The organism is Pantoea sp. B566 (genome assembly GCF_024793925.1).
Taxonomy (GTDB): Bacteria; Pseudomonadota; Gammaproteobacteria; order Enterobacterales; family Enterobacteriaceae; genus Pantoea; species Pantoea ananatis.
Map to the genome: position 1 here is coordinate 4,595,117 of NZ_JANUQL010000003.1, position 12,013 is coordinate 4,607,129.

General features: G+C 57.1%; 11 protein-coding genes. 7 read left to right on the forward strand and 4 right to left on the reverse strand.

Annotation, left to right across the window (positions count from 1 at the left end; genetic code table 11):
* Positions 1-51: 51 nt before the first annotated feature.
* On the reverse strand, positions 52-1,737 hold the full coding sequence (gene treA / locus NYE92_RS23175; protein WP_022623579.1) for an alpha,alpha-trehalase TreA: 1,686 nt from the start codon (positions 1,735-1,737) through the stop codon (positions 52-54).
* 211 nt (positions 1,738-1,948) lie between these two features.
* Here treA and ghrA point away from each other — a divergent pair, with 211 nt between their 5' ends.
* The 3 genes from ghrA to NYE92_RS23190 are packed head-to-tail and all read left to right on the forward strand — an operon-like array spanning position 1,949 to position 4,262.
* Complete coding sequence (ghrA, locus tag NYE92_RS23180; RefSeq protein ID WP_042677776.1) at positions 1,949-2,890, forward strand: glyoxylate/hydroxypyruvate reductase GhrA; 942 nt, start codon at positions 1,949-1,951, stop codon at positions 2,888-2,890.
* 37 nt (positions 2,891-2,927) lie between these two features.
* Positions 2,928-3,665 (forward strand): phosphatase, encoded by a 738-nt coding sequence (locus tag NYE92_RS23185; RefSeq protein WP_259019488.1) that lies wholly within the window; start codon positions 2,928-2,930, stop codon positions 3,663-3,665.
* A gap of 27 nt (positions 3,666-3,692) precedes the next feature.
* Positions 3,693-4,262: a molecular chaperone gene (locus tag NYE92_RS23190; protein ID WP_013025440.1), complete on the forward strand. Its 570-nt coding sequence runs from the start codon at positions 3,693-3,695 to the stop codon at positions 4,260-4,262.
* Position 4,263: 1 nt separating this feature from the next.
* On the opposite strand, the gene NYE92_RS23195 is transcribed toward NYE92_RS23190, so the two are convergent.
* Together NYE92_RS23195 and NYE92_RS23200 are read right to left on the reverse strand one after the other, a co-directional pair.
* Positions 4,264-5,625, reverse strand: a complete 1,362-nt coding sequence (locus NYE92_RS23195; RefSeq protein WP_259019489.1) for a CoA transferase — start codon at positions 5,623-5,625, stop codon at positions 4,264-4,266.
* 47 nt (positions 5,626-5,672) lie between these two features.
* Positions 5,673-6,557, reverse strand: a complete 885-nt coding sequence (locus NYE92_RS23200; protein WP_022623576.1) for a DMT family transporter — start codon at positions 6,555-6,557, stop codon at positions 5,673-5,675.
* 189 nt (positions 6,558-6,746) lie between these two features.
* Between NYE92_RS23200 and NYE92_RS23205 the strand changes: the two genes are divergently transcribed.
* A complete protein-coding gene (locus NYE92_RS23205; RefSeq protein WP_014593482.1) occupies positions 6,747-7,469 on the forward strand; it encodes a glutamine amidotransferase in 723 nt (240 codons plus the stop codon).
* Here the strand turns inward: NYE92_RS23205 and NYE92_RS23210 are convergent.
* Positions 7,457-8,020, reverse strand: coding sequence for a class I SAM-dependent methyltransferase (locus tag NYE92_RS23210; RefSeq protein ID WP_019105667.1), 564 nt, complete (start codon positions 8,018-8,020; stop codon positions 7,457-7,459). The two genes, NYE92_RS23205 and NYE92_RS23210, sit on opposite strands and share 13 nt — an antisense overlap.
* Positions 8,021-8,255: 235 nt before the next feature.
* Here NYE92_RS23210 and NYE92_RS23215 point away from each other — a divergent pair, with 235 nt between their 5' ends.
* The 3 genes from NYE92_RS23215 (at position 8,256) to NYE92_RS23225 (ending at position 11,820) form a co-directional block, all read left to right on the forward strand.
* The gene (locus NYE92_RS23215; protein ID WP_014606082.1) at positions 8,256-9,776 is read left to right on the forward strand and encodes an aldehyde dehydrogenase family protein; all 1,521 of its coding nucleotides are present in this window, start codon (positions 8,256-8,258) and stop codon (positions 9,774-9,776) included.
* A gap of 176 nt (positions 9,777-9,952) precedes the next feature.
* Positions 9,953-10,144, forward strand: a complete 192-nt coding sequence (locus NYE92_RS23220) for a hypothetical protein (RefSeq protein WP_259019490.1) — start codon at positions 9,953-9,955, stop codon at positions 10,142-10,144.
* A gap of 467 nt (positions 10,145-10,611) precedes the next feature.
* Positions 10,612-11,820, forward strand: coding sequence for a cupin domain-containing protein (locus tag NYE92_RS23225; protein ID WP_022623574.1), 1,209 nt, complete (start codon positions 10,612-10,614; stop codon positions 11,818-11,820).
* Positions 11,821-12,013: the final 193 nt, after the last annotated feature.

Consider the following 12,013-nt stretch of genomic DNA (forward strand, 5'->3'; position numbering starts at 1 on the left):
AGGGCCCGCAGGTGACTGCGGGCCCTTTTTATATTGGCAATGACCTTGCCGTTATTGTGCGCTGCTCTGCGCCTCGGGAATATCGTGCGCGCTGTTACAGGTTTTCTCTTTCGGGCAATATTTATCCAGCAGCTTCAGCGTCACGCCGTTGGTCCAGCCGAAGCCATCCTGCAGCGGGTATTCACCGCCGCCGCCGCCGCCCAGGTTCGCACCTTCTACCACATATTTTTCGACCAGCTTATGCTCCTTGTCGTAGGTCAGCTGTACGTTACGCAGGAAACGTAAGCCCACCTGCTGCGCCAGTTGAGGTTTCTTGTAGTGCTCCAGGCCTTCTACCGCGACCCACTGCAGCGGTGCCCAGCCGTTAGGCGCGTCCCACTGTTGACCATTGTTCACCGTCGTGGTCACCAGGCCGCCCGGTTTGAGCAGCTGTTTTTCCACCGCGCTGGCGGTGCTGTCAGCCTGTTTGTCGCTGGCAATCTGCATATAGAGCGGAAACAGCGTGGCAGCGGTGAGCTGCGGATGGATCTGGCGTTTCTTCCAGTCATAGTCCGCGTACCAGCCCTGCTTGCTGTCCCACAGGTAACGGTTAACCGCCGCCTGACGTTTTTCTGCCCGGTCTGCAAAGGCCTTTGCCCGATCGTCCTGTTTGTTCAGGCGATAGGCGGTAGACAGGGTTTTTTCCAGGTGGAACATCAGGCTGTTCAGATCCACCGGGGCCAGTTGGGTGGTACGGATGGTGGCCAGGTTATGAGCGTCGGTGAACCAGCGCGAACTGAAGTCCCAGCCCGAGGCGGCTCCGGCACGCAGCTCGCGGTACATCTCGGCCTTGTTGCGCTGCGGCGCTTTACTGGCCGTCGTAATATCATCCATCCAGGATTCCGTCCGCGGCACGTCGCGCGCATCCCAGTAGCGATTTAGCAACGTACCGTCGGCCAGCTTGATCACCCGTTTGCTGGCACTGCCCGCTGCGACGCTGTCGCTGTCTGCCATCCAGTAGTCGTATTCTTTTTGCAGCTGCGGCAAATAGCGGGTATAGGCTTTGTCGCCTTCATGGGTTGCCAGCAGATCGACCATCAGGCTAAAGAACGGCGGCTGTGACCGGCTCAGGTAGTAGGTGCGGTTACCGTTAGGAATGTGGCCGTAGCGATCCAGCAGGGAAGCAAAGTTATCAACCATGTCCTGGACTTTGTCCCAATGGCCGCTCTCTGCCAGCCCCAACATGGTGAAATAGCTGTCCCAGTAATAAACCTCACGGAAACGTCCGCCCGGCACGACATAAGGCTTAGGCAGCGGCAGCAGCGAGTCGTATTTTCCCACACTGTTGGTGGTGCGGGTTAACACCGGCCACAGGCCGTTAATATGGTCGCGCAGGTTCTGGCCTGCAGGTGGCACATATTTATCGCCGTCGCCAGGCAGGGTAAAATTCGCTGCAACAAACCGTTTTAAATCAAAGCCGCGCTGATTTTTTTGCATCTGCCAGTCGGCAAGAATTGACGAAGGATCGTACTTTGGTACTGCATCGGCAAACGTTTTTTGATCGGGGTAAAATTTCGCCTGTTGAACGGCATTAAACAATGGCCCTAAGCGGACATCCGGCGGCTGCGGTGGATTGTTCAGTAATCGGGATTCCTCTGCCGCCCAGCTGTTGGATACGCTGGCGCTCAGCAACAGGCTGAGCAGGATGGGCGCATGGCGTTGAGGCCGTTTTTTCGTTTTTACCTCAGTGTTCATCATCGGTGTTTCTCCTTGTCCGAAATGCGGCCCTGTGTAACGCATTGACCACCCAACAACTTTAGACCTTAACCACAATTTTCACCCTTAAGTGCGGCGGAAATGTGAAGCGGCATGAATTATTTATTTGCGGTATGTTAGAAAAAAGGCATTTTTCAGGGCTTCGCTTGCCCTTGTGCACGTTTACCCGAGGCGGGAATAAAAGGAGAGCAGTATGGAGATTGTATGGTTTCATCCGTCGCAGAGCGCCACGGACTGGATACATGGCCTGCAGCAGCGTTTGCCCCAGGCCCGCGTGCGTGCGTGGGCACCGGGCGACAACGCGCCCGCAGACTATGCGCTGGTGCGTTCGCCACCGCCTGAAATGCTTCGTGGCCGCCACGCGTTAAAAGGCGTATTTGCACTGGGCGCAGGCGTGGATGAAATCCTGCGGCAGCTGGCGCAGCACCCGGATATGCTCACGGACAACGTTCCGCTCTATCGCCTGAAAGACACCGGCATGGCGCAGCAGATGCAGGAATATGCGCTGTGCCGCGTCCTGGGCTGGTTCCGACGCTTCGATGACTATCTCCAGCAGCAGCAGTCGGCCCAGTGGCAGCCGCTGCCTTCTTACCCGCGCGAAACTTTCCACATCGGCATTTTAGGTGCAGGCGTACTCGGGCAGCAGGTCGCCGAAACGCTTAAGGCGCGGGGATTTCCGGTGCGCGTCTGGAGCCGTTCTCCGAAGCAGATTCCCGGCGTAACCAGCTTCGCTGGCGCGGCGGCGCTGAATGACTTCCTGCGCGAAACCCGGGTGCTGATTAACCTGCTGCCCAGCACGCCCGAAACGCGCAATCTGATTGATCATAAACTGTTGCAGCAGTTGCCGCAGGAGGCTTTTTTCCTTAACCTCGCCCGTGGCGATCAGGTCGTGGAAGCTGATTTACTCGCTGCTCTTGATCGCGGACAGTTGAAGGGGGCCGCGCTGGATGTGTTTCAGACTGAACCGCTGCCTGCCGATCATCCCTTATGGTTCCATCCGCGCGTAACAATTACCCCTCACAATGCGGCGGTCACCCTGAAAGAAGAGGCGATGGACTTTATTGCCCACGCTATCGGGCAGCTCGAAAGGGGTGAACATCCTCAGGGCCTCGTCGATCGTCAGCGCGGCTATTAATCACTGATGCCTTAACCGGCCTTTGCAGGAGCAGACAATGTATCCGGTAGATCTTCACATGCACACGGTTGCCAGTACGCACGCTTACAGCACGCTGCACGACTATGTGGCGCAGGCAAAACTGAACGGCCTCAAGCTGTTTGCTATCACCGATCACGGTCCGGACATGGCCGATGCACCGCATTACTGGCACTTCGTTAATATGCGCATCTGGCCACGGATCATTGATGGCGTGGCGATTCTGCGCGGTATCGAGGCCAATATTAAAAACCAGCAGGGCGAGATTGACTGCTCCGGACCGATGCTGGAATCGCTGGATCTCATTGTGGCGGGCTTTCACGAACCGGTTTATGCGCCGCGCGATCTGACACAGAACACCGAGGCGATGATTGCCGCCATGGCGGGCGGGCTGGTTCACATCATTAGCCATCCCGGCAACCCAAAATATCCCGTCGATATTCCTGCTATCACCGAAGCCGCCGCGCACTACGACGTGGCGCTGGAGCTGAATAACTCCTCCTTCACCCATTCCCGACCCGGCAGTGAACCCAACTGCCGGGCGATTGCGGAAGCAGTCGGCAAAGCGGGCGGGCGGCTGGCCTTCGGCTCCGATTCCCACACCGCTTTCACCCTCGGCAACTTCGAGCACTGCGTGCGGATTGCCAGAGAAGTGGATTTTCCCGAGGATCGCGTGTTAAATGTCACGCCGCGTCGCCTGCTCGATTTTCTGGAACTGCGTACCGGCAAACCTATCGCCGAGCTGGCTGACTTTTAATTTATCTCCCTCAAGGAATGTTGACGCATGAATGAGTTTTCCATTCTGTGCCGTATTATTGGCTCGCTGTTTAACCGCCATCCGCAGGATGCGCTGCTGGCCCCGCTGTTTACGCTGATTCGTGAAGGTAAACTGGCGGCACAGTGGCCGCTGGAGCAGGATGAGCTGTTAACGCGCCTGCAGCAAAACAGCGATCCGCAGGCGCTGGCGGCAGACTACGATGCGCTGTTTGTCGGCAGTGACTGCAAGGTATCGCCGTTTGCGTCACGCTGGCCGGAAGGAAAGCCGGAAGCTGATATTCGTGCCTTTTTGACCGCGCGCGGTATGCCGCTGGGCGAGGCGCCTGCCGACCATTTCGGTGGGCTGCTGCTGGCGGCATCCTGGCTGGAAGATCAGTCTGCGGCCGATGAAAGCGCCGCGCAGCTGGCGCTGTTTGACGTGTACCTGATGCCGTGGTGCGGCACGTTTCTCGGCAAAGTTGAAGCCCATGCCAACACGGCGTTTTATCGTACGCTGGCGGTGCTGAGCCGTGAGGCGATTCAGGCCATGTATGATGAGCTGGTGGAAAGCGCCAGCGAGCAGGGCGACGACGCCTGAATCACCAGTGCGCCGGATGCGTGCCGGGCGGGTTGCCGGGCGTGGCGCACTGTAATGTGGTGCCGGGCAGCCAGGCGGCGGATCGTAACCGGACGCCAATCCCCCACGGCGTAAGCTCAATGCAGGGCTGGTTGTCGCAGAGCCGTGGCGTAATGCCGGTCTGCTGTTCGTTCAACCCATAACGGTGTTGCTCAAGCAGCCAGGCAGTACGCGCCAGCGACAGCCGCGTCTGATTGCCGCAGCCGTGCTGCAGGCGCTGACGCAATCCTGCCAGAACCGCGGCGGCCATCAGGTAGCCAGTGGCATGATCCAGCGCCTGTACCGGAAGCGGTACCGGCGCATCATGCTGCTTCCATCGCATTCCCTGTTCGGCAATCCCGCAACTCATCTGCACCAGACTGTCGAAACCGCGCCGGTTGCGCCACGGTCCCTGCCAGCCCCAGGCATTTAAACTGACGTCGACCAGACCGGGGCTCAGGGCCTGCAGCGATGCCGCATCAAATCCCAGCTTTTCCAGTGCGTCGGCGCGGTAGCCGTGCACCATCACATCGGCCTGTTTCAGTAACCAGATAAACTGGGCACGGTCGGCTGGCTGTGTTAAATCCAGCACGGCACGGCGTTTGCCGCAGGCAAGCTCTTCGTCCACACCGGGTTCCTGCAAGCCGGGCGGATCGATTCGTAAAACGTTTGCCCCCAGGCTGGCCAGAAAGCGCGTCGCCACCGGGCCTGCAATGATACGGGTCAGATCCAAAACCTTGATGCCAAGTAACGGACGCGCCGCGGGCAACGCCCACGTGACTGCGGGGCCGTCGGCCAGGGTTTGTCGCGCGAAGAGCGGTTCATGTATGACGGCCATCCCCTGTGGATGCTGCTGCCATGCCTCGGCACTGCGCATCTCTGCCGCGCAGCCGCCTGCCTCAATCACCGCCTGTTCCAGCTCCGTGGCTTGCCACTGCGCCACTTCCCGTGCCAGTGCCGCGCGATCCGGGTGACGGCCAAGCACGCGTTCCATTGCCAGCCGATGGTGCGGAGCATTGGTGTGCAGGCGGATCCAGCCGTTGCGGCAGGCATAATCGCCGGCAAAGGGATCCCACAGCGCGGGCGCAGCGCGATTAAGCGGCATAAAACTGTGCTGAAACCAGCGTGAGGCCAGTCGGACGTTAACCTGCGGACGGGCAGGACGATTAAGCAGGTCGGCCACGCCCTGCATCGCCAGACCCAGGCTGGTGGCCGCCAGTTCACTGACGGCATAGGCGGAGGAAAAGGTGGCGTGGTCGGTAAAAACAGGCAGCATTTGTGGCGCATGATTGCCGTGCAATCCCTGCCACATCTGCTGCCAAAGTGCGTTAGCCAGATGATTCATGCAACAGGCTCCTGATAAGGGCGATGCCTGAAGCATAGCATGTGCCCTTAACGGCGTCGCAGGCGAGGAAAGCGTGCGTGCATGCGCAGATTGCGCAGGTTAATCACCGCAATCGTCGTGCCCAGAATGACCAGCGAAGCGCCAATAATTTTGAAACTGTTCAGGCTGTCGCCCAGCACCACGATTCCCATTAAGACCGCCAGCACCGGCGTCAGCAGCGAGTAGGGCATGATCAGGTTGACGTTGTATTTCTTCAGTAGGGCATACCATAAGGTGTACGCCACCACGGAAGAGGCAATGGCACTGTAAAGAATGGCAAACCAGCCGCGCCAGCCAGCATGTTGCAGCGCATAGAGCTGATGAGACTCCAGCATCAAGCTGGCGGCCCCCACAATCGGCAGGGCCAGAAAGGCGATCCAGCCGGTCAGCGTCAGGGGTTTAATCGGCGGCGATTTTTTCACAATCAGGTTGCTGATCGCCCAGCCCGTGGCGCTGCACAGCAGGATGCACAGCACCCACCAGGCAGGAATGGTGGGGCTACCAGACAGCACCACTACACCACTTAGCGAGATCATAATGCCGATCAGCTGAATCAACCGCAGCTTCTCTTTCAGCACCACCATCGCCAGCAGCATGGCAATCGGCGTACCCAACTGCACGACAATCGCGCCCGTTCCGGCATCGGTAAAACGCATACCGACGAACAGGAGAGAGAAGTGCATAAACCCAAATGTGAAGGCCAGCAGTAGCAACCAGGGAAGCTGCTGGCGGTTAATGCGGCAAAACGGCACCAGCACAATCGCCACGACCGCAAAACGCATCCACGTAAGAAACAAAGGCGGTAACTCAACTAAACCCCATTTTACCGCCACGTTATTAAAGGCCCAGATAGAAACCACCATCAGAACCATAAAGAAATGCCGCACTGCCACAATGTTGTCCTTTAAAAATAAACCCGATACCTGATAATCATGGCACGAACCCACGACGTTCTGGCAATGATTAACATTTTTTATTTAGTTAAGCAGGAAATAAAGCTCAAAAAATTCATAAGACATTTACAACAGTTACTGTCAGACTGATATTCCGAAACGCCAACCCTTTTGAGGATTCGATTCGGTATGATTTCTGCGCCTGCATTGCCCCTTGCCTTGATTCAGTTAGATGTTCCCCCCGCCAACGTGGTCGAGAAAATCGGTGAACAACCGGTATGGTTTATTGATGCCCTGAATTTACAGCCTGATGATTACGTTATTGTCCGTCCCCACTTGGGCGAAACGCTGCCGCAGTTTACTGATATTTCCGGTGCGGTGTTAAGTGGTTCCTGGGCAATGGTGACCGATCATGCTGACTGGAGTGAACGCACGGCGGCCTGGATTCGTGCCGCGATGGAGGCGCGTCTGCCGCTGCTTGGCGTCTGCTACGGCCACCAGCTGATGGCTTATGCACTGGGGGGAAAAGTAGGCGACAACCCTAATGGCTGGGAACGCGGTCTGATGACGTTAACCACCACTTCCCAGGCCCGCCACGATCCGCTGCTGGCCACGTTGCCGGAAACCTTCGAGGCCTGGCTTTCGCATCGCCAGTCGGTGATGACGCCGCCCGCGCACGCCACCGTGCTGGCCGTTTCGGACATGGATGGCTGCCAGGTCTTGCGCTATTCAGCCTGTGCGCTGTCGGTGCAGTTTCACCCGGAGTTTGATCGCCGCATTATGGATGCATGCCTGCCAGAAAATGAGGAAAATGACGGAACGGAACTGCAGGGGGCGGACTGGGCGCGTAGCCTCTTATACCATTTCTGGTTGCAAACGCGCCCGGCGGTTAAAAGCGCTCAGGGCGCATAGTGGCGGGTACAACGATAAACCCAGGCCGGCGGAACGTTTTTTAACACCCGCTGGCGCTCCCAGGTAAAGTAACGAGACAGATCGGGCTGGGTGAGCGACGTGTACTGAAACTGCACAAAAACGCCGTTCGGCCCCAGGGCATGGTACACCGCCTGTAGGATGGCATCCCGCAGTTCCGGCGACAGCGACAGCAGCGGCAGGCCAGAGAAAATGGCATCGTAGCTGCCGTTCAGGTACTCGGCCGAACAGGTCCGCACCGTCATTCGCTCGTCATTTAGCGCGCTTAACTTTTGCGCCAGCGCGCTGCTGATTTCAAATACGTCCAGCGTCGCGTTCGGTGCCATCTGCGCCAGCAGACGACGCGTCAGAACGCCATCGCCCGCGCCCAGTTCGGCAACCCGCAACTGACCGCTCCACGCCACCGAGTCAACCATGGTGCGACACAGCGCATCAGAGGAAGGAGTAATGCTGCCCATTTTGCGCGGATTACGGATGAACTGGTGGACGAAATCTGCTTTAGCGCGCATTAAGGTGAAAGCCGAAGCTAACATGCTGACATACCTCCAGAGTAAACATATCCCCATATTGACCCCATCGTGCCTAAAAGTTTCCAGATAACTGGCGAAGCGGCAAAAAGTCGGAATTATCTGTAGTGGGCCCAGCGGGGATTTTCCTTCGTCGCGGTCACAGTTTAAGGACAACAAACCTGTCAGGCTGGCGCTGATCTAATATGTTAAAAATAGGTTTCATAGTTGTTTCACATCTTACTGCGTAAGGAGATTCAACATGCGCTATGCTGCTCCAGGAGAATCCGGTTCTCTCATCACGCTGCAAAAGCACTATGGTAATTTCATCAATGGGGAGTTCGTTGCGCCGGTCAATGGCCACTACTTCACCAATACCTCGCCCGTTAATGGTTCAGATGCCGGGGCGTTTCCCCGCTCAGACAAGGCAGACGTCGATAACGCGGTCGCTGCCGCTGCCGCCGCGGCGGATGCCTGGGGAAAAACCTCGCCTCAGCAGCGCGCCCTGGTGCTGCTTAAAATCGCCGATCGGCTGGAAGAGAAGCTGGAATACCTGGCGGTAAATGAAACCTGGGACAACGGTAAACCGGTTCGTGAAACGCTGGCCGCCGATATGCCGCTGGCGGTGGATCACTTCCGCTATTTTGCCGGTTGTGTCAGGGCGCAGGAGGGCAGCGCGGCGGAGATCGACGAATTTACTGCCGCCTATCACTTTCATGAACCCCTGGGCGTGGTGGCGCAGATCATCCCGTGGAACTTTCCGCTGCTGATGGCGGCATGGAAGCTGGCGCCGGCCCTGGGGGCAGGGAACTGCGTGGTGCTCAAGCCCGCGGAGCAAACGCCGCTGTCGATTACCCTGTTTGTTGACCTGATTAAAGATCTGCTGCCGCCCGGCGTGGTCAACGTGGTCCACGGTTATGGTAAAGAAGCGGGTGAGGCGCTGGCCTCCCATCCGGGCATTGCCAAAGTGGCATTTACGGGATCGACGGCGACGGGCGGCCATATCCTGGAACTGGCGGCGAAAAGCTTGATTCCGTCTACGGTCGAACTGGGCGGGAAATCGCCGAACATCTTTTTCGAAGATATCATGCAGGCCGAAGAAAGCTTTATTGAAAAAGCGGCGGAAGGGGTTGTGCTTGGCTTCCTGAATCAGGGTGAAGTCTGTACCTGTCCGTCGCGGGCGCTGGTGCAGGAGTCCATTTACGAGCCCTTTATGGCGGCAGTGCTTAAACGCATTAAAACCATCAAGCGCGGCGATCCCATGGATACGGAAACGATGGTGGGCGCGCAGGCTTCTCAGCAGCAGTTCGATAAAATTCTTTCCTATCTGGAGATCGCCCGTCAGGAAGGGGCCGAGGTGCTGATCGGCGGCGGTGTTGAGACGCTTGATGACACGCTGGCCAGCGGCTACTACATTCAGCCGACGCTGCTGAAAGGCAACAACAGCATGCGGGTATTCCAGGAAGAGATCTTTGGCCCGGTGGTGGGCATCACCACCTTCAAGGATGAGGCAGAGGCCATCGCCATTGCCAACGACTCCATCTACGGCCTGGGCGCGGGCGTCTGGACGCGGGATATCAACCGGGCCTACCGCGTCGGGCGGGCAATCAAAGCCGGACGTGTCTGGACGAACTGCTATCACCTTTATCCCGCTCACGCGGCCTTCGGTGGCTATAAAAAATCAGGTATCGGTCGCGAGACGCACAAGATGATGCTTGATCACTATCAGCAGACGAAAAATCTGCTGGTAAGCTACAGCATCCAGCCGCTTGGCTTCTTCTGACCCTGTGCGGCGTGCCTTGTGCGCGCCGCTATTTTCCGTCTGTTGGCTGTCATATAGGCGTAATCTGCTTGTGACAGGTTAGTTAACAGCTATTATCGATCTATCGCAGCGAACATGCCGAACCTGAGTTGACTGTATGACCTGCTTCACTATGGATAACGGAACAGAGACAAGTTATGCAAAATCCTTATGAATATCTGAGTCTGATGGATGATGTGCTTGATGGACCGGAAGAGAGCATCATCATTGTTAATTTGCCCGAACGCCACCGGGCTTACCAGTTTTGTCCGCTGCAGGCTGAAGGTGCCGCCGCCTCAGCCCGCGCGCCTCAGGCCGAAGCCAGTCCGGGTCAGCATAGGTTCTTCTAGCGGCATTACCCTGTCGTCTGGCCTGCTCAGTGTTTGCCGGCCGGGGGCGCAGTGCGCATTAAGGCCTTTCCCTTCACAACCCCTGCCGTTTCACTCGCTGCGCGCCATGCCCCGAACGCTGCTGGCTGCGACGGAATGATCCTCATCAGAGCGGTTTGTTTCTGACTTGCAACAGACAACGCCTCAGCCTGAACCTGTAACGAAGTATGATCGGCATTGATATTACCGTAACGCGTGAAAATGATCCTTTCGTGCCAGTTATGAGATTGAACCAATAAGAAAAGTTAACGCTTCCTCAATCACCGGTAAAAAGGCAGCACGGGTTGATAATTCCCGTACCCAATCGGCCATGCGGATGTCATCAAAATTTACATATCCCATAAATAAAATTTAACTTAGCCCGCTATAAATTTCTTATGACAGCGCATGTCGTCGAATTTATCAGCAAGGAACGAGGTATTTTATTAATGAGTAAATTAACCCGAAGAAGCTTTATGGCCTTTGCGGCAGGCGGCACGGTCGCCCTGGCGGCCGGGCAGGTTCACGCACATGACAGCATTCAGTCCTTTTCCGGCGCTGGCAGAGATCCCGGCCCGCACGATCCCATCCGCGAAGCGGAAAATCCTGACATCGTAAATCCTCCGCCTACTGACAGCGGCACTTTGCCAAACCTGCGCTTTTCCTTCAGCGACGCGCACGTGCGTAAAAGCAGCGGCGGATGGACCCGTCAGGTCACCCAACGTGAGCTCGGCGTCTCCACCACCATCGCGGGCGTGGATATGCGTCTCAATGCCGGTGGCATTCGCGAGCTGCACTGGCACAAAGAGGGCGAATGGGCCTATATGACCTATGGCAATGCCCGCGTCACGGCATTTGATACCGATGGCACCTGGTTCGTGGACGATATTGGTGCGGGTGATCTATGGTATTTCCCGCCGGGCATTCCGCACTCTATTCAGGGGCTGGGGCCGGACGGCTGCGAGTTTCTGCTGGCCTTTGATGACGGCGGATTCGATGAAGACAGTACCTTCCTGCTGTCCGACTGGTTCAAACACATCCCGCCCGAGATTCTGGCCAAAAATTTCAAGGTGCCGGTCTCAACCTTTGCCAAACTGCCCTCGCCTGAAGATGAATACATCTTCGCCGCGCCGGTGCCCGGCAGCCTCTCATCCGTGGCGGTGAAAGGGGCAACCCAAGCTAAACGCACCTTTACGCACCGCATGCTGGCGCAGGAACCGATCAAGGCGCCGGGCGGCACGGTCAGAATCACTGACTCTTCGACCTTTAAGGTTTCAAAGACCATCGCGGCCGCGCTGGTGGAGATCGAACCTGGTGGATTGCGCGAGCTGCACTGGCATCCGAACAACGACGAGTGGCAATACTACCTGGAAGGTGAAGGGCGCATGGGCGTGTTTGCGTCGTCAGGGCAGGCCAGAACCTTTGACTACCGGGCAGGGGACGTCGGCTATGTGCCGTTCGCGATGGGCCACTATGTTGAAAATACCGGTAAGGGGCCGCTGCGTTTCCTGGAGTTATTCAAAAGTGATTATTACGCTGATATTTCCCTGAATCAGTGGCTGGCCGGTACGCCGCGCGATTTGGTGAAAGAACATCTGCAGCTTGATGATGCCTTTATGGATGCGCTGTCGCTGCAGAAAAACCCTGTGGTGAAATAGCGCTCATGGCCGCATGTCGGCCATGATTGTCAGAGCTTGTGGGTCTGTTTTACGGCTGCGTGGACAGCCCACGCTTTTTCCCCAAACTCCAAACTCCAAACTCCAAACTCCAAACWCCAAACTCCAAACTCCAAACTCCAAACWCCAAACTCCAAACTCCAAACTCCAAACACCAAACTCCAAACTCCAAACT

Bases quoted from the DNA above. Each gene is read 5' to 3' on its own strand.
- treA (WP_022623579.1), bottom strand. From the start codon at position 1,737: ATGATGAACACTGAGGTAAAAACGAAAAAACGGCCTCAACGCCATGCG.
- ghrA (WP_042677776.1), top strand. From the start codon at position 1,949: ATGGAGATTGTATGGTTTCATCCGTCGCAGAGCGCCACGGACTGGATA.
- NYE92_RS23185 (WP_259019488.1), top strand. From the start codon at position 2,928: ATGTATCCGGTAGATCTTCACATGCACACGGTTGCCAGTACGCACGCT.
- NYE92_RS23190 (WP_013025440.1), top strand. From the start codon at position 3,693: ATGAATGAGTTTTCCATTCTGTGCCGTATTATTGGCTCGCTGTTTAAC.
- NYE92_RS23195 (WP_259019489.1), bottom strand. From the start codon at position 5,625: ATGAATCATCTGGCTAACGCACTTTGGCAGCAGATGTGGCAGGGATTG.
- NYE92_RS23205 (WP_014593482.1), top strand. From the start codon at position 6,747: ATGATTTCTGCGCCTGCATTGCCCCTTGCCTTGATTCAGTTAGATGTT.
- NYE92_RS23210 (WP_019105667.1), bottom strand. From the start codon at position 8,020: ATGTTAGCTTCGGCTTTCACCTTAATGCGCGCTAAAGCAGATTTCGTC.
- NYE92_RS23215 (WP_014606082.1), top strand. From the start codon at position 8,256: ATGCGCTATGCTGCTCCAGGAGAATCCGGTTCTCTCATCACGCTGCAA.
- NYE92_RS23220 (WP_259019490.1), top strand. From the start codon at position 9,953: ATGCAAAATCCTTATGAATATCTGAGTCTGATGGATGATGTGCTTGAT.
- NYE92_RS23225 (WP_022623574.1), top strand. From the start codon at position 10,612: ATGAGTAAATTAACCCGAAGAAGCTTTATGGCCTTTGCGGCAGGCGGC.